Raw genomic sequence first — 24632 nt, 5'->3', positions numbered from 1 at the left:
CAGCCCGGGGACGAGCCCGGATCCCGGACGGTGACACGCAAGGAGACCTGGTGCCATGACCAAGGGGACAGTCGCCGCTTCCGGTTCCGGTGATCACTGTTCGGCCGGTCCCTGTCAGTCCGCCGGCCGCCTGCCCGGCCCGGCCGCCCGGGCCGGTGTCGACCGGGACCGTGTCGACAGGGATTGGGAGCTCGAGCTGCGCGACGCCGCCGGCCCCCAGGACGCCTGCGGGGTGTTCGGGGTCTGGGCGCCCGGCGAGGACGTCGCGAACCTCACCTACTACGGCCTGTATGCCCTGCAGCACCGCGGCCAGGAGGCGGCCGGCATGGCCGTCGCGGACGGCCGCGCGATCGTGGTGTTCAAGGAGCTGGGGCTGGTCGCCCAGGTGTTCGACGAGCGGACGCTGTCGAGCCTGTCCGGGCACATGGCCGTCGGGCACACCCGGTACTCGACCACCGGCTCGTCCACCTGGGAGAACGCCCAGCCGTCCTACCGCACCGCCCGCCTCGGCGAGGGCGTCGCGCTCGCGCACAACGGCAACCTGACCAACATCATGGAACTGGCCGAGGAACTCGGTGACGACCGGGACGCCGGCATGCACGCCACCACCGACTCCGACCTGATCACCGCGCTGCTGGCCAGCCATGCCGGCCCGACGCTCGTGGACGCGGCGCTGGACATCCTGCCCCGCCTGCGCGGCGCCTTCTCGCTGGTCTTCTCGGACGCCTCGACGCTGTACGCCGCCCGTGACACCCACGGCATCCATCCGCTCGTGCTGGGCCGCCTCGACAGCCGCGCCGACGAACGGGCCGAGCGATCGGCCGCCGCCGACCCGGCGGCGGGAGCCGGGGCCTGGGTGGTGGCCAGCGAGACCTGCGCGCTCGACATCGTGGGCGCGACGTTCGTGCGCGAGGTGGAGCCGGGCGAGCTGGTCATCATCGACGCGACCGGGCCGCGCTCGGCGCGCTTCGCCCCGGCCGACCGGCACGGCTGCCTGTTCGAGTTCGTCTACCTTGCCCGCCCGGACACGACGATCGCCGGCCGCTCGGTGCACGCCACCCGGGTCGAGACCGGACGGGCCCTCGCCCGCGAGGCGCCGGTCGACGCCGACCTGGTCATCCCGGTGCCGCAGTCCGGTGTGCCGGCCGCCGTCGGCTACGCGGAGGCCTCCGGCATTCCGTTCGGCGAGGGCCTGGTCAAGAACTCCTACGTCGGGCGAACGTTCATCCAGCCGTCCCAGACGATCCGCCAGCGGGGCATCCGGCTGAAGCTGAACCCGCTGCGCGAGGTGATCGAGGGCCGCCGGCTCGTCGTCGTCGACGACTCGATCGTGCGCGGCAACACCCAGCGGGCGCTGGTGCGGATGCTGCGCGAGGCCGGCGCCGCCGAGGTCCACATCCGCATCTCCTCGCCGCCGGTGCGCTGGCCCTGCTTCTACGGCATCGACTTCGCCACCAGGGCCGAGCTGATCGCCAGCGGGGCGGGGGTGGAGCAGGTGCGGGAGTCGCTCGGCGCGGACTCGCTCGCCTACGTCTCGCTCGACGGCCTGATCGCCGCGTCCCGCCAGCCGGCTGACGAGCTGTGCCGGGCATGCTTCGACGGCATCTACCCGGTGCCGCTGTCCGACTCCGACCGGCTGGCCGGCAAGCACCAGCTGGAGGCGATGGGTAGCGGCGAGGCCACCAGCGCCGCGCTCGCCGAGGCGTTCCGCCGCGGGGTCGTGGCCGGCATGAACGGCGCGGACCCGTCGCCCGACGACCTCGACGAGCTGGCCGGCATAGACACGTTCGAGGGCATCGAGGACCTGTCCGCCCTGGACGCCTCCTCGCCCGCGCCGGCGTCGAAGGCGCCGGCGGTGTCGGCGGGGCGTGCCGGTGGCGCGGGTGCCGGTGTCGCGCCGGCTGGGAGCGTCCGGCCATGACCGCGCCCGTGAGCCCTGGCGACGGCCGCGTCGCTCCGTCCCACGGGGCCGAGGCCAGTGGTGCCCCGCGGGGCGCGTCGTACCAGGCCGCCGGCGTGGACGTCGCGGCCGGCGAGCGGGCCGTCCAGGCGATGCGCGGCCATGTGGCGCGGGCCAGCCGACCCGAGGTGGTCGGCTCGCTGGGCGGATTCGCCGGGCTGTTCGCTCTCGACACCAGCCGTTACCGCAAGCCCCTGCTCGCCTCGTCGACCGACGGGGTAGGCACCAAGATCGCCATTGCGCGGGCGCTGGACGTCCACGACACGGTCGGCGTCGACCTCGTCGCGATGGTGGTCGACGACCTGGTGGTCTGCGGCGCCGAGCCGCTGTTCCTGCTCGACTACATCGCCTGCGGTTCGCTCGACCCTCACCGGGTGGCGCTGTTGGTCTCCGGGGTGGCGACCGGCTGCGAGCAGGCCGGCTGCGCGCTCGTCGGCGGGGAGACCGCGGAGCATCCCGGCCTGATGGGCGCGGACGACTACGACCTGGCCGCGACCGGGATCGGCGTCGTCGAGGCGGACGACGTCCTGGGGCCCGAGCGGGTCCGGCCCGGGGACGCGCTGATCGCGATGGCGTCGTCGGGGGTGCACTCGAACGGGTTCTCGCTGGTGCGCCACGTGCTGTTCGGCCGCGTGGAGCCGGAGTTCCCAGGGGGGATCGGCCCGGACGGCCAGGCGGTGCTGCGGCGCGAGGAGCCGGCGCTCGGCACCACCCTCGGTGCCGCGCTTCTCACACCGACCCGGATCTACGCGAAGGACTGCCTGGCGCTCGCCGCGGCGACCGACGTCCACGCGTTCGCGCACATCACCGGCGGCGGGCTCGCCGCGAACCTCGCCCGGGTGATCCCGGCGGGCCTGCTGGCCACGCTCGACCGGTCCACCTGGACGCCCCCGCCGATCTTCGCGCTGCTCGCGGAACGCGGCCCGGTGGCCCGGGAGGAGATGGAGAGCACCTTCAACCAGGGCATCGGCATGGTCGCGGTCGTGGCGCCGGCGGCCGTGGACGACGCCCTGGCTGTCCTCGCGACCCGCGGTGTCCCCGCCTGGCTAGCCGGCCACGTCACCGAAGCGGACAACAGCAAGGGCACCGAGCCCGCTGTGGATGGGCTTACCGCCCGCCTCACCGGCGACCACCCATAGGTAGGCCTACCTCACACCGTCAGGTACGCCAACCTCGCATCGTCCGAGCGTGTCGTGCCCGAGCTGGCGCGAAGGCCCAGCCACGAGCGATGCGAAGTGGCGCCGCAAGGCCCCAGATCGGGTTGGTCTTGGTTTGGTGACGTTCAGCGGCGGGCGACCGTGCGGCGCGGAGGCGCGCCTCGCGGAGGCCCGGCCCCGGAGCGAAGCGAACGGGGCTGGGCCTCCGCGAGGTCGCCGCAGCGCCCGTGAGCGGAGGAGGACGGCGCGCGGAGGTCCCGTGGGAGCGACGGGGTCCCTGCGGAATCGGCGAAGCCGATTTCGGAGGTCGTGAGTACGGGGCCGGAGCGCGCCGCCCGGACGGAGCGAACCAGCAACACAGCCCGCACGGAGCGAACCAGACTAATCGTCCTCGTCGAGGTACGAGCTGTAGTCGTCCTCGTCATCCGTGTACGGATCGTCTTCCTCGGTGGTGTCCCGAGTGGTCGATCCAGAGACGCCCAGATCCGCCTTGAGCCGGTCCAGATCCATCGACGGCGAGTTGTACTTGAGCTCGCGGGCGACTTTCGTCTGCTTGGCCTTCGCTCGGCCGCGCCCCATGGCTCGACCCCCTCGAACATGACGACGGGGACCCGCCCCGGTGCTCTAACTGTCTCGTGCCTACCGAGACTACAGGGATCGTGGGCCGGTCGGCACGCCAACCCGACAGTTGTCAGCGGCGGTCACTCGAAGGCGTGCTGAGCGCACCGTTCGCGCCTCGCGGGTCGGACTCTCCGCGCCCGACCTGCCTGTTTCGCCCGATGTGCTCCCGGCTGGGTCCGGGTGGCTAGGGAAGCAGGATGCGCCGTAGACGGCCAATCCGCGCGATCCGGCGCTCGGCGAGCGTCACGGCCGCGGCGCCCGGGGTCTGTCCCTCAGCGTCGGCCAGCTCAAAGACGTCCTGAGTCGTCGTGAAGATCCGGGCCACGGCGGCCTTGGTTCGCTCCGGCCGGTAACCCTCGATCTCGTCGGCGACCTGGATCAGGCCGCCGGCGTTCACGACGAAGTCCGGGGCGTAGAGGATCCCGGCCTCGGCGAGCAGCTTGTCGATGCCGGGGTGGGCCAGCTGGTTGTTGGCCCCGCCACAGACCACCCGGGCGCGTAGCCGGCCCACGGTCGCCTCGGTGAGCGCGCCGCCGAGCGCGCACGGGGAGTAGACGTCGGCGGGCACGCCGATCAACGCGTCCGGATGATCCACGATCTCGACCTGAGGATGCACGTCGTGCAGACGGGCCAACGCCGCCGGGTTGACGTCGGAAGCGATCACCTTCGCCCCGTCCTCCAGCAGATGCCCGACGAGTCGGGCGCCTACCTTCCCGACGCCGCTGACCGCCACCGTCCGGCCGCCGAGGCTCGGGCTGCCCCACAGACGCGCGGCGCAGGCCCGCATGCCCTCGAAGACGCCGTAGGCCGTCATCACTCCCGAGTCCCCGGACCCGCCGTGCGCCGGCGAGCGGCCGACGACCCACCGGGCCTCGCGGGCGACGATGTCCATGTCCGTCGGGTAGGTRCCGACGTCGCAGGCGGTGATGTAGCGGCCGCCGAGAGAGGCGACGAACCGTCCGTAGGAGCGCAGCAGCGCCTCGGAGGAGTCCCTGGCCGGGTCACCGATGATGACCGCCTTGCCGCCGCCGAGGTCGAGGCCGGCGCAGGCTGCCTTGTAGGCCATCGCCCTGGACAGCGCCAGGGCGTCGGCTAGCGCCGCGGACTCGTCCGGGTAGGGGTGGAACCTGGTGCCGCCGAGCGCTGGGCCGAGCGCGGTCGAGTAGATGGCGATGATCGCGCGCAGCCCGGAGGTCGGGTCGGAGCAGAAGACCACCTGTTCGTGCTCGGCGCCGGCGTCGAAGACCGAGGAGCTGACCCCCGTCCCCTCGACCAGGTTCGACGCGGACGCAGACACCTTTGTCATGGCCGAACCCTACGGCGCGGTGCCGGCCGTCGGCGCCGTGCGACCGCCGCCACCAGCCGGGCCGCGTCGACCCCTGAACGCATGGGCTCGGGCCGCTGGGCCCGGGCCGCCGGCCGGATCGCCGGCCGGATCCCTGGGTGGATCGTGTCCGGTGCCCCGTCGAGCTGAGGACCATGGCCGTCGGGCGCGGAGAGTCTGGCGATGGGGCGCTTCGCGCCCTCGTTCTACGGGATAGCCTCGCGTCGGCGGATCGGCCCGGAGGGGGGTTAGAACGGTGCCTGTCGTCTCTCCAGCGGCGTACCTGCGCGTCTATGAGCCGCTTGCCGCGTTCTCGCCGGCCGAGCGGCTGCGCTGGCAGCGCTTCGCGGCCACGGCGCCGCCGTCGCGCCGCGCGGGTGCTCGCAGGGAACGGATGGTCTCGCTGGTCGCGACGCTGCGCCCGACGCTGGACGTCGCTGGCGAGTCCGCGTTCGTGCAGATGGTCGACGGTCTGATGTTCGTCTGCCCGTGGTCGACGCAGCTGCGGGTGTGGCAGGCGGCGCTGGAGTTCCGCGGTGGGATGCCCGAGCGGATCGCCGAGGTCTTCCTGCCACGTCGGATCGTCGACCCGGCTGAGAGCGAGCTGGACCGCTGGCGCGCCCGCCGCCCGGAGCTGAAGGTCCACATCCAGACGTCGACCTGGTCGGTGCCCACCTCCTGGTTCCTGCTCTTCGACCCGGCCGAGCGGTTGCTGGTCACCGGCGACACGGCCGAACGCTCCATGATCTACCGGACTGAGATCGGGCTCGCCCGGCGGCGGGTCGCCGAGGCGGTCGAGACGCTCGCCGCCATGCGTGCCGCCATGCCGGACGCCTCCGCCGTCGAGGGCGTGACGGAGCTGGCTCGTTGGCTGGACTCCTTCCACCCGCGGAGCAGGGTCGAGCTGGACTACGACGGTCTGGTCGAGTTGCTCGACGACGAGGTGCTGCGCGGCGACAGCTCCGTCGAAGACCTCACCGAGGCGGTCAGAGCGTTACGCCAAGGGCGAACGGACCGGGCGACCGAGGCGTATGAGCGCGTGCTGGTCAGATGGCGCCCCTTGCAGACAAGGGAATCCGCCAGCTGATCGGCGGGCTTGCTAACGCTGAGTCGCCGCCCGCTTCGGACGAGCTGTGACTAGTCAGCAGATGGTCCCGACGTGCCATGTCCGAAATGCCCCCGAAGGATGCACGATCTGTATGGGACGGAGCGACGCTCTGTGACGGGAGGCCAACGCAATGACGACGAGAACGCCGGACGCCGAGCCCCTGCTGACTCCGGCCGAGGTGGCGACGATGTTTCGGGTTGATCCGAAGACTGTCACCCGGTGGGCCAAGGCTGGGAAGCTGACGTCTATCCGCACCCTTGGTGGCCACAGGCGCTACCGGGAGGCGGAGGTTCGGGCCCTGCTGAAGGGGGTCCCCAACATGGGCGGTGACCTCTAGGCGCATCGACCAGCTCGGTACACGGTGTCCTGTTCGCCACCTTTCGGGTGGCTTCCCGCTAGCCCGCGTGACAACGGGCGCGCTGTGTACCGAAGGGGTGGGTCTCCGGTACGGCACGTCGATCTGCCAGCGCCGACGATCCCGGCCGAATGGCCGGGCCGTCGGGCTATTCGGCGTGCTGTACCGGCGGTGTGCTCGCCCGTCCCACCGATTCATCAGACCTCGCCAGGGTTGTCCGGCCAGGTCGAGGCTGCCGCTACTGGCAGCCGGATCGGCGGGACCCTGAGGCGCCGGCAGGCGTCTCAGTGGCCTGCGAATCTTCAGGCGTTCGAGGGGTGCCCGGCCCGGCCGTGACCGGCCGCCGGGCACCCAGCTCACGTTCCTGTCCCGCTTCTGATCGACGCGGCTTGACCCACGCGACCCGTCGGGCTGTCTTTGGCCCGCAGCGGCGGGGCGCGTGCCGGTCAGATGTTCAGCACGGCACCACCTGGACGACGGGCGGCGCGCCTCAGGCGCGCCGCCCGATCTCGTCCGCGCCCGTTTCCGTCGGTTTCGCAGTGTTCGCCGTGTTCGCCGCGGAGCGGGCTGCTCGGCGCCGCTCGACGCGGCGCGACCAGCCAGGCGGGGCGTGCTCGCCGGGAGGTGACCAACCCGGGCAGCGGGGAATGCTGCTTCGGGGGTGAGCCGTGCCCAGGGAGCGGAGCTGGACGTTTGGGCCGATTCTCGATGTCCCGACGCCCGATCGCACCATCGCCGACCTGTTGGAGACGGTGCGGCTCCGGCTGCGGATGGATGTCGCCTGGCTGGCCCGCGCCGAGGAGGATCTCGTCGTCATCGAGGCGCTCGACGGCGACGGCGAGTCGTTCGGCGTCGTCCCCGGCGCGACCCTTCGCGGCGTAGCCAGCCACCACACGCTGGTGCTCGCGGGCGAATGCCCCGACATCATCCGTGACGTCCGCGCGCAGATGCCCGCCGGAACGCTGCCGTCAACCGGCGAACCGTGGGCCGGCGCGTACGCGGCGGTGCCCGTGTTCGAGCGCGACGGGTCGCCCTACGGCGTGCTCGCGGCGCTGTCCCACGCCCCGCGCCCCGACCTGCAGGAACGTGACGGGCGGTTCCTTCGCCTGGTCGCCGAGGTGATCACCGACTCCGTGTCGGACCTGCACCGGGTCTGGGAGCGGCGTACCGCGTTCTGGGATCGGGTCAGCGAGGTCATCGACGGCGGCGGCCCCACCATGGTCTTCCAGCCGATCGCGGATCTCGGCGCCGGTGGCCGGATCGTGGGCGTGGAGGCGCTGGCGCGCTTCCCGTCCAACGTGACCGAAGCCACCGAAGCCACTACCGCCGAGGAGGACGGCGCACGGGTCGACGCGGCGGGCGGCGAGGGCATCCAGTCAGCCCGGGCAGCGGCCGGCGAGGGCACCCAGGCAGGCGGTGAGGGCACCCGGACAGCTGGTGATCTGCCGGCGGCGGACGTGCCAGTGGCGGCCCGGGCGACCGTCACCGCGGTCCGGGACCGCGCGGGCGGCTGGCGCCAACCCGTCGAGGTCGGCGCCAGTGAGCCGGAGCGGTGGTTTGCCTGCGCGGCGGCGGTCGGGCTCGGTACCGAGCTGGAGCTCGCCGCCGTGCGTGCCGCGCTCGCCTACCTGCCGCACCTGCCGCCGGACGTGTTCATGTCGGTCAACGTCTCTCCGGGCACCATTGGACCGGAGCTGCTCGAGCTGATCCAGGACGTCGAGCCGAGCCGGCTGTTGCTGGAGATCACCGAGCACACCCGGATCGAGGACGATTCGGAGGTGTTCCGCACGCTCGCGGAGCTGCGCGCGCGTGGGGTACGGATCGGTGCGGACGACATCGGCTCTGGGTACGCGGGTCTTTCCCGGTTCCTGGCATTGCGGCCCGACCTGGTGAAGATGGACCACTACCTGACCCATGGGATCGACGCCGATCCGGCGCGCCGAGCCGTCGCCAACGCGCTCATCCAGATCGCGGACGAGATCGGCGCCAGCGTGCTCGCCGAGGGCATCGAGACCGAGGCCGAGCTGACCACCCTGCGCGCGACCCGGGTCCGGCTCGGCCAGGGAAACCACATCGCCCGGCCGGCGGCGTCGCCGTCGTTCAGACCGTTATCGGCTGGTAGTCGGCAACCCGGACCGTGCTCAGCGCGAGACCCTGCAATCCGAGGTGAATGCCGTCCAAGGCGATCCAGCCACCGTCCGTCTCGGTGAAGGCCGCCCAGGCGGGGCCGTGCTGGCGGACCCAGAACGGCAGCTCCACCCCGTCGACGGGGACCGAGACCGCCGTCCAGTCCTCCGCGTCCAGGTTGCCCGACAGCCAGCCGGCCAGCTCCAGCTGGTACCGCCACCATTCCTGCCGGTCCGGCGAGTCCGCCGGGAAGTCCGGGGCCACCGCGTGCAGCATGCTCTGCTGCGCCCAGCCGATCGCGTCGTCGGCCACCGTCGGGGTGTAGTGGACCTCTCCGACCTGGATCGCGGGCAGCCGGGGCACCGTCGTCACGATGACTCTCGGCCCCAGGTGCGTCGCGTCGCCGTGGCCAAGGCAAACCCGCCACACCTGCTCCGAGCGAGGCCGTCGGGTATCCCAGAGCTCCAGCCAGCGTGGCTCGAGAAGACCAGGGTGCAGACCGAAGACGGGGAAACCGGCGGATAGGGGCAGCAACAGTCCCGGCATCGCCACAGTGTGCAGCCTGGCGGCCCCTCGCCGGGCCTCTCCCCCGGTCACGTTCAGGCCAATCCGTCCATGGATGTCCGGCCCGTCCCCGGTGTATGCGTGCGCGAGGCACCGGCCACCGCCGACCGATGGCGCCCGCGCCGACGTCTCGGCCGGCCGCCCCCCCCGCTGGAGACGTCGGCCGGGGCGGCCGACGTCCCCAGCGCGTGATGAGCGGGGCGCGATGCGTGCCCTACTGGCCCCAGGCGAGGACGGCGGGGCCGACGCCGGCCGTGTTGCGGGCGGCGAGGGTGACGCGGAAGTACGGGTCGGCGGGGCCGGGCGCGGTCCGGGTGTAGCTGTGGCCGGTCACGCTGACCGTCTCCGAGGTGACACCGGCCGGGCCGGTCCGGTAGATCGTCAGCTCATAGGTCAGCGAGATCTGGTTCCCACCCACGCTGGCCGGCGTATCCCAGTTGATGATGAGGTGGCCGTGGCCGTCCGGGATGGCCAGCAGCCCGCGCGGCTCGCCGGGCGGCACGCAGCCACGGGCCTTCACCGGCGACGACGCCGACGAGGAGCCTCCCGGGCCGATCGCCTGCACGGTCACGCTGACCTCGGCGCATCCGTTGACCGAGACCTGGAAGATGCCCGGCTTGGTGAGCTCGCGTACCCCACCGGGGTTCGCCGTCACCCGGTACGACGTCACCGCGCCACCGTCGAACGGCGCGATGACCTTGACGGTCACTCCGGCGGGCACCGACTGCAGCCACAGCCCCGGGACCCCCGGCCGCGCCTTCGCGTCCACCGGCGCGCCCCCGGCCGCGGCCGGGCTGCTGGCCGCCGCCGGCGGCGGCTGTGCGGCGGTGGCCGCGGTGGACGGGGAGGGAGCACCGGCGGCGGGCGCGCCGCTCGCGCCCGGAGCGCCGGCGCCGGCGCCGGGCGCTACCGAGGACGCGGGTGACGCGTTCGCCGCGTCGGTCGTATCCACCGTCGCGGCACCATCGGTCGAACGCAGGGCGAGTGGCACCAACGTGGCCAGCAGCGCGACGACCGCGGCGACGATGATCGTGGTGACCCGCCGCCGGCGGGCACCGCGACGAGCGGCCCGCGCGCGGGCCCGCGCGCCGGGAGCCCGAGCCGGGGTGTCGGCTGTCTCCGCGGTGGCGACCGTCGCGTCGTCCATCTCCTCGGCGGCCGTCTCGGACGACGACGTCCCGTTGGACGTACCGGCGGCCAGGGCCCGCGGAGCCGGCCCGAACGTCCCGCGATCGGAAGCGGCCGTCGCGGGGGAGCGGGGAGTGGGGGACCAGGTCGCCAGCGCCGTCGAGGACTCCGGCACGGCCGGCAACGCCCGCGACGACGCCGCGAGCTCGCCGGCCGGGCTCGTTGATCCGGCGGCGATCCCGGGATCGGCCAGGGAGGCGTCCGGCCTGAGGGCCAGGGCGGTTTCGGCGGCCTCGTCCGCCGCGCTCGTCGTCGGGTCGAGATCGACCTCGCCGTCCCAGAGCGCGTGCAGCTCGGCGATCCTGATGGGCTGGAGCGTCGCTTCGGGCCTCCCGCCCGTCTCCTGTATCCAGCCCGGCCCCACGTCGATCACGCCGTCGACGTCGATCTCCGTCGCGGCGGCGCGGGCGGCGAGGACGTCGGGGGGCAGCAGCTCGGTGATGGCCGCCACCGGGTCGAACCGCGGCGCGAGCACCAGCTCGGTCCCCATGGCCGCGGGGGTCTCGAGGCCCGGGGCGGCCTGCGCCGACGGGGCCTCGGCCTCCTCGTCGTCCGGCGTCCCCGCATCGTCCCGGGACGAGTCGTACGAGAGCGAGTAGTCCAGCGGTGCGTCGTCCTTCGGCGCCTCGTTCTCGGCCTCGACCGCCGCCGGCGCGGCGACGGGGTCGGCGACCTGCGCGACGGTGATCTGTGCCGCGGCGACCTCGGCGACGGTGATCTCGGTGATTCCCGGGACGTCGTCGATGTCCTCGATGACGATGTCGACGTCCGCGAGCGGCTCGGTGCTGACGAAGGCGTCCGGCCTTGGCGGGACCGCCGGCACCACATCCACCAGCTCGTCCGCGGCCGGCTCGTCCGTCACCGGCTCGTCCGCGGCCGCTGGCGCCGCCGGGGTCGGCTCCACCGCGTCGCTGGAGGCGGAAAGAACCCTCGCGAGGTGAGTGGACCTCGGCGCGGGGATGTCGAGGACCGCCGAGGCGACCAGGTCGTCCATGTCCGGTTCGTCGGCGGCCGGTGACGGGTCAGGGAAGGCCCCGACGAGGTCGCCGATTCCCAGCGGGTCCGTCGGCGAGATGTCCAGCGGGTCGCCGATGTCCAGGCCGGTGGCGGTGGGCCGCGGGTCGAGGACGGGGTACTGGGCCGCCGCCGGCGTGGGAATGCCGAGGTCGAGGACTGGTTCCGCGGCGATGCCGAGAACCGGCCCGTCCGCGGGCGCATCGTCGGAGATACCGTCGACGACCACCTCCGAGACCACCTCCGAAGGAGGCGCGTCCACGGCGGGCACGGCGTGGAATGGGACGTCGAGTGGTTCGCGGGGATYGACGTCCGCGAGCTCCACGACGAACCCGCCCGAGGCGTCTTCGCCGGCCCGGGGGCGAGCATCGCCGTCCGCGACGTCAGCCAGCTCGTGACCGGCGCGCGCACCGGCCGGAGCGTCGAGATCGTCCGAGGCCGGGGCAGAATCGATCATGCCGGCCTCGGCCTCGGCCTCGGACGCGGCGGCGGCGAGGCCGGTGGCCGGCGCGGACACGAGATCCGTTGGCTGGTCCGTTGGCTGGCCCACCTGCTGGCCTGCTGGCTGGTTCGCGGCCGTGCCCTCGCCGAGCGCGGTGGCATCACCATCGTCGACGTCGCTGTCGTCGACGCCGGAGATGGCTCCGACCCGCTCATCCCGTTCGGCCCGCTCATCCCGTTCGGCCGGCGGGAGCGGCGACGCGTCCCAGGCCGACTCCACGGAGATCGGTTCGGTCTCGGTCGGCGTGCCGGGACCCGATGCCGCGGTGGCCGTCTCGACCGCCCCGGCGATCGGCCCTCGGGTGGCCAGGTCCTGGTCCAGATCCTGGTTCTGGTCGGTTGGCGGGGCGGTCGCCACCGGCAACGCGAGCGGTGTCGGAACCAGCGGTGGCAAGGGGAGCGGCGGCAGGGGGAGCGGCGGCAGCGGTGAGGCGAGAGGCGGCGGCACCGGCCGGGCAAGCGCTGGCGGCGGCGTCATCGCCGCGGGCAGCGCTCGCCCAGGCCGCGCCGCGGGCGCCGGCGAGGACGCGGGCGGCCTGGCCGGGCCGATGGCCGTGCGCCGCGGGACGGTCTGGGGGGCGGGCGAGCGGTGCTCCGCCGACTTCTCACCCATCAACGTGAGGAGGAGGTCGGCGGCGGAGGGACGGTCCTGAGGGTCCTTGCTGAACGCCTTGCGCACCAGCGGGACGAGGTCGCGAGGCAGCGAGCTCAGGTCCGGGCTGTCCCGCCCCACCCGCCGCAGCAGCTCCTCCGGTGGGGCCTCGCCGAACGGTGGTGTCCCGCTCGCGGCGAAGGTCATCACCGCCGCCCAGGCGAACACGTCCGCCGCGGGCCCGACCTCCTCGCCCTGGGCCTGCTCCGGCGCCATGTAGCCGGGGGTACCGATCTGAGCCGCGTCGTGGGCATGCCCGCGCCCCCGGCCCCGGCCGCGCCCCCGCCCGCCACCACGTCCGTTGTGGTTGACCGCCGGGCCGGCGAAGCCGTTGGCGATACCGAAGTCGATGACCCGCGGCCCGGACGGTCCGAGCAGGACGTTGCCCGGCTTGAGGTCGTGGTGGGCGATCCCGGCGGCGTGGATGGCGGTCAGCGCGGCGGCCATGCCGACAGCCAGGCGGGCGAGGTCGTCGGCGCCCAGCGGACCGCCGGCCGTCACGGCGGCGCGCAGCGTCGGCCCGGGGACGAACTCGGTGACCAGGTAGGGCAACGCGGCGTCCGGGTCGGCGTCGAGTACCTCGGCGGTGTAGAACTCCGAGACCTGGCGGGCATGCGCGGTCTCGGCGCGGAACCGCTCGCGGAACTCGGGGTCCCGGGCGTACTCCGACTGGATGACCTTTACCGCTACTCGCCGGCCGTCAAGGGCCTCGCCCAGATAGACGGTTCCCATGCCGCCCTCACCGAGTAGGCGAAGGATTCGGTAGGAGCCGACGAAGACGGGGTCGCGGGGGCGTAGCGGCGCTCCCGGCTCCGGTTCGACGACCGTGACGGTTCCGCCCTCGTCCGGCATGGTGCCTCGAGCGGCGGGCCGCGAGGAGGCAAACCGGGTCAGCAGCCCCACGAGGCCATCCGACGATCAGCCAGCGACACCCGGCCGCGGGCGGGGTCGACGCGGTCGGCAAGGTCGCCGATGTCTCGATCCCGGCGTCGCATAGGTTCCTCCCCAACAAGGCGCGGAACCGGCGGTCGCACTCGACCGCGCCGCCGGTCCACCCCGCAGGTCGGAGTGGACGTGGCACGCCTCGAATGACCCGATTTTGCAGCAGAGCGGCGCGGACCCGGACAGCCCGCCCCGCTATCGTGGCAGCACCATCCGGCAATGCCGGCAATGTTGTGGCGGTGGAGTTCCGTTCTCCTGGTCTGGGTGTGTCGGCGATGTGCGTCGAGTGAGATATCGGTGGCAGGTGGGAACCCAGGTATCCGAATCCCCCACGCGCAGGGAAGAACATCGACCGCCGTGGTGCTCCCCGCTGATCTCTCCGGTTTGTCGGGATCAATCGGGATCAAAGTGGCTGCGGCGGCATCGTTCCGCCGGTGCCCTGTCCTGTCCGCCCTGCCGCCCTGCCGCTGTGCCCTGCCTTGGCGCGAGCGTGCGGGCAGTGCGTCGTGCCGCGCGGGTTGCCGGTCCAAGACCGGGTATAGCCGCAAAGCGATCGCCAGGGCGCGGTCACCGGACTGAAGGAGTGTTTCGATGACCATGGTCGACAAGATGAAGAACACGCTGCAGCGCTTCACGGGACGCAGCAAGCGGACCGCAGGCCGCGTCAGCGGCGACCCCGGGCTGGAGGCTCGCGGCGCCGCGGAGAAGGCCGGCGGGGACGTCAGGCAGGCCGGCGAGCACCTCAAGGACGCCACGCGCTGACCCTGGCGGCACCCTTCGCGAAGGTCCACCTACCCCGGTTTCTCAGCAGCCCGCTGGCCACCGCGACGGCCAGCGGGCTGCTCCCGTGGGATGGCGGCCAGGAGTCGTGAGATGGCGGCCCGGAGGAACAGGTGGTCACCGCTCCATGAGGGCCGCACGCCCGGTGCGCAGGCGCATGGCGTCCAGCCGCGCTGCCTGCCCGATCGCCCGCTGTTCCAGCTGGTCGAACCGCGGCGGGTCCAGCCCCAGGCCCGGGTCCTCCTCGGCCAAGGCGCGCAACGTCGCCCAGACGAGCCGCTTGCCCTCCACCCCCAGTTGCAACGTCTCCAACTCGATCATGGTGCTCAGCGGGGAGCGGGTCAACAGGCGGCCGTTCAACTTCAGCCGACCCACCAGCTCGGCGAGCAGACCAGCGGTGATCTTGTAGCGTCGGCGCGGCGCCCCAAACTGCTCCATCAGTGCGATGAGCACCGACCGGTCCTCGTCGATCTCCTCGGCGATGGACCACAGCTCGGCGCCGATCGGTAGCTGCTGGTGGGGTGTGCCGGCCAGCCGGCGCGCGAGACGCAGCCCCGCGGTAGAGCCCGCCAGGTGGTCGTTCAGGTAGATCCCCAGCAGGTGTTCGCCAGCCAGCTTGTGAGAGCTCGTCGTGGTCTTGCCATCGGCGGTGGTGGACTGCGCCATTGCGCTCCCCTTGTCACTGCTAGACGCCCTCTTGTCACCGCTGGACGCCTTCGCCGCATTTCAGATGGTCTTGTGGTCTCGCGCTGTCGGCGTCGCGCCGGCGTGGGGAGGTCCTACCCGCCGAGCTCGCTGGATACCGCGTATGGCGTGACGGCTGATCTCCGGCAGCCGTTCCAGCGTCCTGCCGACCACATCATCAGCGACGATCTACCCGCATGCCGTGCCGGAGGAAAAGCGGACCACGCTGCGGAATCTCGACGACGAACTCCGCTGAGGGCGTTGTCGTCAAATGATGAAAACCCCCTCGGTCGAGCGAGGCTCGACACCGGGGGTTCCAGGAGTCGTCCCGCGGGGCAGACGTCGCGGCCTGCGGGAAGCCGGCCCGGAGGGCCAGCGAACAGGGGATCCAGCTCGTGGGCAGGGGCGGGGTCGAACTGCCGACCTTCAGCTTTTCAGTGCCACGGTGGTGCGTCCGCGGGCATCCGGGCGCGCCTGGCCTCCAGGCCAGGTGGGACCGCGTCGTGGTCTCGACCACTTTGAACGACCATGAACACGACCCGGCGCTTCGGTAAGGCGGCGAAGCCTTCTGGCCGGTCTTCCGTGGACGACCTCGACGGTGGTCTTCAGGATGGTCGCGGCGAAGTCGACGAGGCGGCCGGTGAGGCTGCCGTCGGTGGACAAGGTGCCGGCAGGCTCGCCCGGACGAGCCGCTGACTCCGGGCCTGGCCGCCTCGCGGGCCTGAGAGGGCCAGGCGAACAGCCTGTGGGACCGCGCTTTCTCGCTCGGGACGTGCTGGCCGGGTCGCTCGGCGCGGGATCGGCCGGTGGCCKGGGCGCGCCGGTCCGGCGGCGTTCCCGGACGCCCGCACCTTCTCCTCCTCCGGCACGCGGCGCACCCCGAAACTGGCCCAGCACTCGTCACCGTCCAGGCGCGCCGCGACGGCGACCGGAGCCGACGATCCGCGAGTGATCGACGCCCCGCGGGCGGCGGGTGTCGGTGCTCTCTCCATCCCCGCCACCGCCAGGCATCGGCCTGGCGTGGTTCAACGGATGGGCGAGCACACCCTCATCGACCCGCCCGCCGTCCTGTATGCTTCTGCTCGAAGCGGTGAACGGCGCTCCTCGGGCAGGCCGCGACACAAGATCCAAGGATCGAAGATCCAAAATTGAAGATCGCAGCTTGGTCCCGTGGTGAAGTCTGGAGTTCACGCCGCCCTGTCAAGGCGGAGGTCGCGGGTTCGAATCCCGTCGGGACCGCGCACAACGTCCGTAGTGGTCGAGCAATCGACCGCTAGGGCGTTTCGTCTGGGGCAGGTAGCTCAGTCGGTACGAGCGTCCGCCTGAAAAGCGGAAGGTCGGCGGTTCGACCCCGCCCCTGCCCACCGTCATATGCAGGCAAGACAGAAGCCACCGGCGGCGCCGGTGGCTTCCTTGGTCTCAGCCCTAGTCTCAGTTGGCCTCCCTGCTACCCCGTTGGGGCCAAGGCATTGGCCGCGCCGCCGGCCAGATCGGCGGCGGCGGTGCTAGTGCCGTGACCGGCAACGGTTGGCCTCGTTGGGTAGATCCTGCCGAAGGCGGAACGCACTGCTGCGGGTCATCCCGTGATCCTCTCAAGTGGCCGTGTCAGCGGCGGTCGGTCTGTCGCCACGCGTAAAGATCGCGCAGAGCACCGATTTGAGCACCGTGATGACCTACCTCGTTGAACACGCCCGCGATGAAATGCGTGGCCGGGTGGGTGGGACCCGGCGGGCCGGCAACGCACACGCCGCCTCTTGGCGGCTCCGTGGCATACGTGTACCCAGCGGTCGTCACTTCGAGCTGGTCGTCATCGGCCCGCTCGATCGCCTCGCGGAGTCTCTGCCAGCCGTCATGCAACGCAGTGACGGCCTCGGCAGCACTAATGAAGATCGGATGATGGGACAGGTACGAGGACGTCCACCCGCTGGCCATGGTGCGGGTCCCGCCCAAGAAATCGATGCCGCACAGACGGCCAGGCACGGATCCCATGTGCCAGTAAAGCCAGGCGATAGTGGTCATCGGGACCGGGGCTGGCTCCGGGATCTCGAAGTCGGCCACCCATTCGCCGGCTCCGAACGGGGTCGATGTCGAGCACTCGCCTTGCCGGCGAATACTCCAGGTCGTCGTGAATGGCTCCCAGAAGAACTCATCATCGGTCAGGTCTTCCCAGGCGCGGGCAAGGGTGAAGTGCTCGATTGGGTACATCACCTCTAGCAGCGCGCCAGCTCGTTTCCCGATCATGAACCGCATCGTACGCAGTCGCTCTGCCCATGCCTGAGTGCCGCGGCACGACGACGGATCAGGCTTCGGCCGAGAGCCGTATCGGTCGCGGTGGCATAGGGCAAACGTTGCCGGTCTCGGTACTGGCTACCGCACAAGCAGCTATCGCTAGCGGAAGGTCGGCCGTTCAACTCCGCCCCTCCCCACCCATCTGAAGAGGCAGGACAGAGGCCACCGGCGGCGCCGGTGGCCTCACCCCTTGCTACCCCGTCGGGCCAGGACTTCGGCCGCGCCGTCGTCGCCCTCATCGTCCGTGCTCGACGTCTGCCAGAGCAGGCCGCCCACGAGATCGGCGATGCCGGTCAGAACCAATCCTCGGACTACCGGTCATTGCCCGGCTCCGGCTGCGCCGCGGCCTGTCCTGGAACGCCGCGAGGATAGGTCCATTGAAAACGGCGGCACCGGCTCGAAACGTACACGTTCAACGGCACACCGTCGTTCTGATCAGAGGCCAGCGCATACGCCGGGATCGGCGCGCGACGTTTGCTGGTTAGATACGCACATGCGAGTCGGCATCCACCTCCCGCAGTACGGCAGCGTCGCGGGGCCCGCGGCGATCACCCGAGCGGCTCGACATGCCGAGGATCTCGGCTTCGCCGATGTCTGGGTGAGCGACCACACCGTTCATCCGGCGACGCAGAGCTACCCGTCGCCCTACCTCTACGACCCGCTGCTGACGCTGACGTGGGCGGCGGCGTGCACCGAGCGGGTGAGGCTGGGTACCAGCGTCCTGATCGTCCCGACCCACAATCCACTCGCCCTGGCCAACTCCCTGGCCAGCCTCGACGCCCTGGCCGCCGGCCGCCTGGTCATCGGCGCCGGGGTCGGCTGGTCGCAGGCTGAGTACGCCGCCCTYGGCTACGACTTCGCGAACCGGGGGCGACGGTTGGACGAGGCTCTCGACCTGTTCCGGGCCGCCTGGCGCGATGATCCGGTGTCGTTCCACGGCGAGTTCACATCCTTCGACGACATGCGGCTGCTGCCCAAACCGGTGGGCCCCATGCCCATCTGGGTCGGCGGAGGCAGCGAGGCCGCCTTTCGGCGGGCGGTCAAGCGGGGCGATGGCTATCAGGCTGTCGGCATCAAGCCACCGCGGGCCGCCGAGGTCGTCGCTCGCATCCGGGCCGACCGGCCCGAGGACACGTTCACCATCTCGACCCGCACCGGCTGGGATCCTCAGGGCATGGATCCCGGCCTGATCAGGGAGGAGCGGGCGGCGTTCTCCGAGGCCGGCGTCCAACACGTGGTGGCGGCGCCGTGGCGGCGGGAGCTCGATGCCTGGCTGCGCTCGATGGACCTGCTCGCCGACCTGGTGCTGGTCGACTGACGCCAGGTTCCGGAGTTCCGCACTCCGGGCGCCTGGTGCGGCGCCCGGAGGCGGTTCGGTGCTGGCCGGCCGGGAGGCAGAGGGCCAGGGAGATCGGCGGGTCAGGCGACGCCGAAGAGGTGCTCCAGGGCCAGTTGGTCTAGGTGCTCGATGTTGACGGCGCGGGCACCGGCCGCCTCGGCGTCGAAGTCCTCGTAGGCGGCGCGGTCGGCGAGGAAGTCCGTGAGGGTCTCGCCGGCGGCGAGGGTCGGGTCGGAGAGGGCGCCGACGCCGGCCGCCTCCATGGCCTCGATCACCCGCGGGTCCTGGCGGAACGCCGTCGCCTTCTCCTTGAGGATCAGGTAGGTCCGCATGCAGGCCGCGGCCGAGACCCAGACCCCGTCGACGTTCTCGGCGCGCGGCGGCTTGAAGTCGAAGTGCCGCGGGCCGTCGTAGTCCGACCGTTCCAGCAGGTCGACGAGGAAGAACGCGCTCTTCACGTCGGCGGCGCCGAAGCGCAGGTCCTGGTCGTACTTGAGGCCGTGCTGACCGTTGAGGTCGATGTGGAACAGCTTGCCGGCCCACAGCGCCTGCGCGTAGCCGTGCACCACGTTGAGCCCGGCCATGGTCTCGTGGCCGACCTCCGGGTTCAGGCCGACCATGTCCGGATACTCGAGCTGGTTGATGAACGCCAGCGCGTGTCCGATCGTCGGCAGGATGATGTCGCCGCGTGGCTCGTTCGGCTTCGGCTCCAGCGCGAACCGGATGTCGTAGCCGCGCTCCCGGACGTACGCGCACAGCGTGTCGACGGCCTCCTTGAGACGGTCGAGCGCCGCGCGCGGGTCCTTGGCCGCGTCGCTTTCGGCGCCCTCCCGGCCACCCCAGGCGACATATGTCTTCGCGCCGAACTCGGCGGCGAGATCGATGTTGCGCATTGTCTTGCGCAGTGCGAATCGACGCACGCTCCGGTCGTTGGCGGTGAACGCGCCTTCCTTGAACACCGGGTGAAAGAACAGGTTCGTGGTCATCATCGGGACGACCAGGCCGGTCTCGTCCAGCGCGGCGCGGAACCGCTTGATGTGCCGGTCCCGATCGGCCTCGTCCGCCCCGAACGGGATCAGGTCGTCGTCGTGGAAGGTCACGCCGTAGGCGCCCAGCTCGGCGAGGCGGTGGACGGTGTCCACCGGGTCCAGCGGCGGCCGGGTCGCCTCGCCGAAGGGGTCGCGGCCCTGCCAGCCGACGGTCCACAGGCCGAAGCTGAACCGGTCGGCCCGGGTCGGAGTCAGATCGCTGGCCATGGCGTCACCTCGAAGCTAGTTTGGTGGTGGCTACAACAAATAGGCCAGGTGGAGCCGCCATGCAACCCCTTGTCTCTGTTGGTGAACATCCAGTAGCAATGAGAAACAATCGCGAAACGGGTATAATCGCGGCACTTTGGGGGTCTTCTGTCTCACGGTCCGGGTCCGCTTGCACGCGATTCCCATCGGTAGCCCAACCCGGGTCGCGCACCGCTCGGCCGACGACGGTCGGTGACCGGGACGCCGGTGGCTGGGACGCCGGTGGCTGCCCATGACGCTGGTCGCCGGCGTCGATTCCTCGACCCAGTCGACGAAGATCGTCGTGTGCGACGCGGCCGACGGCACGATCGTCCGATCGGCCGCGGCTTCCCATCCGGAGGGCACGGAGGTCGACCCCGAGGCCTGGTGGTCCGCGCTGCGCGCAGCCGCCGGAGGCGGACTGCTCGACGGGGTGGCGGCGCTGTCGGTCGCCGGCCAGCAGCACGGCATGGTCGCGCTCGACGACGCGGGCCGCACGGTGCGCCCGGCGCTGCTGTGGAACGACGTGCGCTCCGCCGACGACGCCGACGACCTGGTCGCCGAGCTTGGTGCCGAGAAGTGGGCGACGACCACCGGCAGCGTGCCGACGGCGAGTTTCACCGTCACCAAGCTGCGCTGGCTGGCCCGTCATGAGCCGGCGAACGCGGCCAGGACCAGCTCGGTCCTGCTCCCGCACGACTGGCTGACCTGGCGTCTCGCCGGCGGCGGGAGCGGGGGGCCGGGCGGCGGGAGTGACGGCCCGGAGCCCGCCGTGGCGGACGCGCCCAGAACCACCGACCGCGGCGACGTCTCCGGCACCGGCTACTGGTCGCCGTCGACCGGCGGCTACCTCCCGGAGCTGGTCGACCGTGCCCTCGGGCACTCGTTGGAGCTCCCCAGGGTCGCCGGCCCCCGCGAGGTCGTCGCCGAGGCCGTTCGGGTCGCCACCCCCGGGACGCTGCTCGCCCCGGGCACCGGCGACAACATGGCCGCCGCCCTCGGCATCTGCCCACTGCCCGGCGATGTGATCGTCTCCGTCGGCACCAGCGGCACGATCTTCGCGACCTCCGAGACGTCCACGCACGACCGGGGCGGGCTGGTCGCCGGCTTCGCCGACGCGACCGGGCACTTCCTGCCGCTGGTCTGCACGCTCAACGCCGCGCGGGTGCTCACCACCGTCGCCGACCTTCTCGGCGTGAGCCCCGAGGGGTTCGACGCGCTGGCGCTGGCCGCCCGGCCCGGGGCCGGCGGGCTCGCCCTGCTGCCGTTCCTCGACGGCGAGCGCACGCCGAACCTCCCCCGCTCCCGCGGGCTGCTCGCCGGGATCTCCCGGGGAAACCTCTCCCGGGAGAACCTCGCCAGGTCGGCCGTGGAAGGGGTGCTGTGCGGCCTGGCCGTCGGTGTCGACGCGCTGCGTCAGCACGGTGTGCTGGTGCGCCGGGCGGTGCTGGTCGGCGGCGGGTCCCGGTCGCGTGCCGTGCGGCAGATCGCGCCGGCGGTGCTGGGGCTCCCCGTCGCGCTGCCCGATCCCGGCACCGAGTGGGTCGCCAGGGGCGCGGCCAGGCAGGCGGCCTGGGCGCTGTCGGGTTCCGCGCAGCCGCCCGACTGGGCGGTCGCCGCGGACCTGGTCGCCGCCGAGCCGGACCCGCTGACCAGGTCCACCTTCGCCGACGTCCTGGACGGAGTCCTGCCCCTGCTGCGCCGGGAGCACCCCGTGAACTGACGCCGACGGGCGACGTCGGCCGGCGGCGGCGGCCGTCGTCAGCCGCCCGTGATGGCCAGGCTCGTGGCGACGCCGAGGGGGTCGTCGAGGAGGCGGGCGAAGGCGAGCTCGGCCGCGCCGAACAGCGCGGAGTCGCCACCGAGCGCGGACGGGACCAGCGCGACGTGCTCGCGGGACACGGCCAGGCCGCCGGCGCCCATCCGGCTGACGATGTCGTGCTCCATGACCGCGAGCAGGTCGCGCAGCTCGCCGCCGAAGATCACCAGCTCGGGGTTGAACAGGTTGACGAGGTTGCCGACGCCGACGGCGAGCCAGCGGCTGACCTCGTCGAGCGCCCAGCGAGCGCGTGGGCTGCCGGCCTGCGCGCTGGCGACGATGTCCTGGACGGTGGTGCCGTCGCCCGGTTCGTGCCCAGCGGCGCGCAGGAGGGCGTCCGTGCCGACCTCGGTCTCCCAGCAGCCACGCGCGCCGCAGCGGCAGCGTTGGCCGGCCGGGTTGACGACCATGTGCCCGGCCTCGCCGGCGTAGCCACCGTGGCCGCGCAGCGGCCGGCCGCCACAGATGATCCCCGCGCCCACGCCGACGTTGCCGGACAGGTAGACGATGTCGTCGTGGCCACGGGCGACGCCCCTGGCCTGCTCGGCCAGAGCACCGAGATCGGCGTCGTTGGCGACGAGGACACCCGCCTCGTCGAGCATGCCGTCGGGCAGCACCTCGGCGAGCGCGACGCCGAGCGCCTCACCGAACGGTTGCTCCTCCCAGCCGAGGTTGGGCGCGAACCGGACGAATCCGTCCGAATCGCGCACCACCGCCGGGGTGGCGATCCCGACCCCCACACAGCGGGCCTGTGGGCCGAGCGCGTCCGCCAGCCGGCGCGCGGTGGCCGCCGTCAGCTTCACGACCTCGTCGAAGTCCCGGCAGTCCGGCAGCAGCGGAACGACGTCCCTGGAGAGCACGGTGCCCCCGAGGCCGACCCTGGCACCGACGATCCGGTCCACCCTCAGGTCGAACGCGAGCACCTGGTAGCGCTCGGTTTCCGGCACGACGACGAACGAGGGGCGGCCCGCGCCCGAACGCACCTCGGGTGACTCCTCACGGACGAGCCCGGCGGTGCTCGCGAGATCCGCGGCCAGCGCGCCGATCGTGCTGCGGTTGAGCCCGGTGTGCGCGGTCAGGGTGGCGCGCTGGGTCGGTCCGGCCAGATGGACGTAGCGCAGCAGCAGGCTGAGGTTGTGGCGGCGTAGCTCCTCCTGCTTGATCCCCGAGATGTTTGGGTGTGGCCGCGGAAAGCGCATCACAGACCCAGTCTGGCGGAGCGGATGGATGCCCTTAAGTGGCTGCATGTGTGCACAGGGTCACCATTTCCGGTTGATGGCGACTTTCGCTTGCGTGAGGCTGATCACACGAATATGTTCCGCCGCACAACTTAGCATCCGCATCCTGGGCAGTTTCGCCCAAGGAAGGGGCCTACGCAGATGCGCACGAAGCTCTTAAGAGTCGCGACAGCGGGAGCCYGTCTCGCGCTCGGCATCGCTGCCTGTGGCAGTAGCGGCGATGACAACGGCGGCGGCTCGTCCGCCGGCGCCTCGGGCGGCGCGGTCAAGGGCAAGATCGGAGTGATCCTGCCCGACACGAAGTCGTCCGATCGCTGGGCGACGGCCGACGAGCCGCTGCTGAAGGCCGCGTTCCAGAAGGCCGGCATCGAGTACGACATCCAGAACGCTCAGGGTGACGCGACGCAGATGCAGACCATCGCCGACCAGATGATCACCAACGGTGTCACCGTGCTGATGATCACCAACCTCGACTCCGGCTCCGGCAAGGCGATCGAGGACAAGGCGAAGGGGCAGGGCGTCGCGACGATCGACTACGACCGGCTGACGCTGGGTGGCTCCGCTCAGTACTACGTCAGCTTCGACAACGTCGCGGTCGGCAAGCTGCAGGGCGAGGGCCTGGTCAAGTGCCTGACCGACGCCAAAGCGCAGAAGCCGATCATCGCTGAGCTGAACGGCTCGCCGACCGACAACAACGCCACGCTGTTCAAGCAGGGCTACGACTCGGTCCTCAAGCCGAAGTACGACGACGGCTCGTTCGTCAAGGGCCCGGACCAGTCCGTGCCCAAGTGGGACAACCAGCAGGCCGGCACGATCTTCGAGCAGATGCTGACCCAGCAGCCGAACATCGGTGGCGTGCTCGCCGCCAACGACGGCCTGGGCCAGGCGGCGCTCGCGATCCTCGCCAAGAACGGCCTCAACGGGAAGGTCCCGGTCACCGGCCAGGACGCCACCACTCCCGCGCTGCAGAACATCCTCGCCGGCGACCAGTGCATGTCCGTGTACAAGGCCGTCAAGAAGGAGGCGGACGCGGCCGCCGCGCTCGCCATCAGCCTGGCGAAGGGCGAGAAGGGCGACGCCCCGCAGACGATCCACGACCCTGAGGGGAACCGGGACGTCCCGTCCGTGCTGCTGCAGCCGGTGGCGATCTACAAGGACAACGTCAAGGACGTCCTCGCCGACGGTTACGTGACCAAGGCCCAGCTCTGCACCGGCAAGTTCGCGGCGCTCTGCACCACCGCCGGCATCTCCTAGCTGGCCAAAGGGCGCGCGATAATGATCTTTCGTCGCGGGCCCGGCGGCCGTTGTTAGGGGATTAGAGGCCAAAGGAGGCGCGAAAATGTTCTTCTTCGCGCCTCCGGCGGTCCCTCGCTCGGGGTACTGATCGCGATGGCCTGAGTCAGTTCTCGCCGGTCCGCCCGTAGGGGCTGGCCTACCCGGACCCGGAGATCCGGTGCCCGGGCGGGCCGCGGGTGGGCCGGTGAGAACGCTTCCGGTGCGGGGCGACGTCCGTGGGCGGCAACAGGCAACAGGGGTTGCGGCCCACGGACGTCGACCGTCTCCGGCCTGGCCGCGGCGCTGTCCAGCGAGGGCAGAGCCGCCCATACTGCTATCGATTTGTAATTCAGGACACATCCACCCACCCGCCACCATCCGCTTCGTTCGGGCGCCACCTCGGCCGCCGATCCGCGCATGG

General features: G+C 71.8%; 17 protein-coding genes and 2 tRNA genes. 11 read left to right on the top strand and 8 right to left on the bottom strand.

What is annotated here, in order from left to right:
• Nucleotides 1-55: 55 nt before the first annotated feature.
• Entirely contained in the window at nucleotides 56-1921 is a 1866-nt protein-coding gene (gene purF / locus BCD49_RS21710; protein WP_007515512.1) for an amidophosphoribosyltransferase, read from the top strand.
• Entirely contained in the window at nucleotides 1918-3099 is a 1182-nt protein-coding gene (gene purM / locus BCD49_RS21705) for a phosphoribosylformylglycinamidine cyclo-ligase (RefSeq protein ID WP_007515513.1), read from the top strand. The genes purF and purM overlap by 4 nt, the downstream gene beginning before the upstream one ends.
• 399 nt (nucleotides 3100-3498) lie before the next feature.
• Here the strand turns inward: purM and BCD49_RS21700 are convergent, their stop codons facing one another.
• Both BCD49_RS21700 and BCD49_RS21695 read right to left on the bottom strand, forming a co-directional pair.
• Nucleotides 3499-3696: a DUF3073 domain-containing protein gene (locus tag BCD49_RS21700; RefSeq protein ID WP_007515514.1), complete on the bottom strand. Its 198-nt coding sequence runs from the start codon at nucleotides 3694-3696 to the stop codon at nucleotides 3499-3501.
• A 226-nt stretch (nucleotides 3697-3922) separates the two neighbouring features.
• On the bottom strand, nucleotides 3923-5044 hold the full coding sequence (locus tag BCD49_RS21695) for a Glu/Leu/Phe/Val family dehydrogenase (protein WP_007515515.1): 1122 nt from the start codon (nucleotides 5042-5044) through the stop codon (nucleotides 3923-3925).
• Between the two features lie 274 nt (nucleotides 5045-5318).
• Here BCD49_RS21695 and BCD49_RS21690 point away from each other — a divergent pair, with 274 nt between their 5' ends.
• From BCD49_RS21690 to BCD49_RS21680, 3 genes are all read left to right on the top strand, one after another.
• Nucleotides 5319-6149 carry a hypothetical protein gene (locus tag BCD49_RS21690; protein WP_007515516.1) on the top strand — a complete coding sequence of 277 codons (831 nt, stop codon included), beginning with the start codon at nucleotides 5319-5321 and terminating at the stop codon, nucleotides 6147-6149.
• Between the two features lie 151 nt (nucleotides 6150-6300).
• Nucleotides 6301-6507 carry a developmental transcriptional regulator BldC gene (gene bldC, locus BCD49_RS21685; RefSeq protein ID WP_007515517.1) on the top strand — a complete coding sequence of 69 codons (207 nt, stop codon included), beginning with the start codon at nucleotides 6301-6303 and terminating at the stop codon, nucleotides 6505-6507.
• A gap of 686 nt (nucleotides 6508-7193) precedes the next feature.
• A complete protein-coding gene (locus BCD49_RS21680; protein WP_007515518.1) occupies nucleotides 7194-8735 on the top strand; it encodes a sensor domain-containing phosphodiesterase in 1542 nt (513 codons plus the stop codon).
• On the opposite strand, the gene BCD49_RS40875 is transcribed toward BCD49_RS21680, so the two are convergent.
• Nucleotides 8626-9024 carry a hypothetical protein gene (locus BCD49_RS40875; RefSeq protein ID WP_027140286.1) on the bottom strand — a complete coding sequence of 133 codons (399 nt, stop codon included), beginning with the start codon at nucleotides 9022-9024 and terminating at the stop codon, nucleotides 8626-8628. The two genes, BCD49_RS21680 and BCD49_RS40875, sit on opposite strands and share 110 nt — an antisense overlap.
• Nucleotides 9025-9430: 406 nt before the next feature.
• Nucleotides 9431-13423: a serine/threonine-protein kinase gene (locus BCD49_RS21670; protein WP_131803543.1), complete on the bottom strand. Its 3993-nt coding sequence runs from the start codon at nucleotides 13421-13423 to the stop codon at nucleotides 9431-9433.
• Nucleotides 13424-14104: 681 nt separating this feature from the next.
• Between BCD49_RS21670 and BCD49_RS21665 the strand changes: the two genes are divergently transcribed.
• Nucleotides 14105-14275, top strand: coding sequence for a CsbD family protein (locus BCD49_RS21665; RefSeq protein WP_007515522.1), 171 nt, complete (start codon nucleotides 14105-14107; stop codon nucleotides 14273-14275).
• A 135-nt stretch (nucleotides 14276-14410) separates the two neighbouring features.
• On the opposite strand, the gene BCD49_RS21660 is transcribed toward BCD49_RS21665, so the two are convergent.
• Nucleotides 14411-14959 (bottom strand): hypothetical protein, encoded by a 549-nt coding sequence (locus tag BCD49_RS21660; RefSeq protein WP_007515523.1) that lies wholly within the window; start codon nucleotides 14957-14959, stop codon nucleotides 14411-14413.
• Nucleotides 14960-16141: 1182 nt separating this feature from the next.
• Between BCD49_RS21660 and BCD49_RS21655 the strand changes: the two genes are divergently transcribed.
• A tRNA-Asp gene (locus BCD49_RS21655) sits at nucleotides 16142-16216 on the top strand.
• Between the two features lie 51 nt (nucleotides 16217-16267).
• A tRNA-Phe gene (locus BCD49_RS21650) sits at nucleotides 16268-16341 on the top strand.
• A 241-nt stretch (nucleotides 16342-16582) separates the two neighbouring features.
• Here the strand turns inward: BCD49_RS21650 and BCD49_RS21645 are convergent.
• Complete coding sequence (locus BCD49_RS21645) at nucleotides 16583-17218, bottom strand: DinB family protein (RefSeq protein ID WP_035926413.1); 636 nt, start codon at nucleotides 17216-17218, stop codon at nucleotides 16583-16585.
• A gap of 541 nt (nucleotides 17219-17759) precedes the next feature.
• Here BCD49_RS21645 and BCD49_RS21640 point away from each other — a divergent pair.
• Nucleotides 17760-18584 carry an LLM class F420-dependent oxidoreductase gene (locus BCD49_RS21640; RefSeq protein ID WP_007515526.1) on the top strand — a complete coding sequence of 275 codons (825 nt, stop codon included), beginning with the start codon at nucleotides 17760-17762 and terminating at the stop codon, nucleotides 18582-18584.
• Nucleotides 18585-18685: 101 nt separating this feature from the next.
• Here the strand turns inward: BCD49_RS21640 and xylA are convergent, their stop codons facing one another.
• Complete coding sequence (gene xylA, locus BCD49_RS21635; protein ID WP_007515527.1) at nucleotides 18686-19861, bottom strand: xylose isomerase; 1176 nt, start codon at nucleotides 19859-19861, stop codon at nucleotides 18686-18688.
• Nucleotides 19862-20132: 271 nt separating this feature from the next.
• Between xylA and BCD49_RS21630 the strand changes: the two genes are divergently transcribed.
• The gene (locus BCD49_RS21630; protein ID WP_007515528.1) at nucleotides 20133-21602 is read left to right on the top strand and encodes a xylulokinase; all 1470 of its coding nucleotides are present in this window, start codon (nucleotides 20133-20135) and stop codon (nucleotides 21600-21602) included.
• A gap of 38 nt (nucleotides 21603-21640) precedes the next feature.
• Here the strand turns inward: BCD49_RS21630 and BCD49_RS45910 are convergent, their stop codons facing one another.
• Complete coding sequence (locus BCD49_RS45910) at nucleotides 21641-22897, bottom strand: ROK family protein (RefSeq protein WP_027140285.1); 1257 nt, start codon at nucleotides 22895-22897, stop codon at nucleotides 21641-21643.
• A gap of 180 nt (nucleotides 22898-23077) precedes the next feature.
• Here BCD49_RS45910 and BCD49_RS21620 point away from each other — a divergent pair, with 180 nt between their 5' ends.
• Entirely contained in the window at nucleotides 23078-24190 is a 1113-nt protein-coding gene (locus tag BCD49_RS21620) for a sugar ABC transporter substrate-binding protein (RefSeq protein WP_071041833.1), read from the top strand.
• The last annotated feature ends 442 nt before the right edge of the window (nucleotides 24191-24632 follow it).

It is taken from the genome of Pseudofrankia sp. EUN1h (assembly GCF_001854645.1).
GTDB classification, from domain to species: domain Bacteria; phylum Actinomycetota; class Actinomycetes; order Frankiales; family Frankiaceae; genus Pseudofrankia; species Pseudofrankia saprophytica.
The sequence above is the reverse complement of the archived record's forward strand: the minus strand, read 5'-3'. Positions and strand labels throughout refer to the sequence as shown.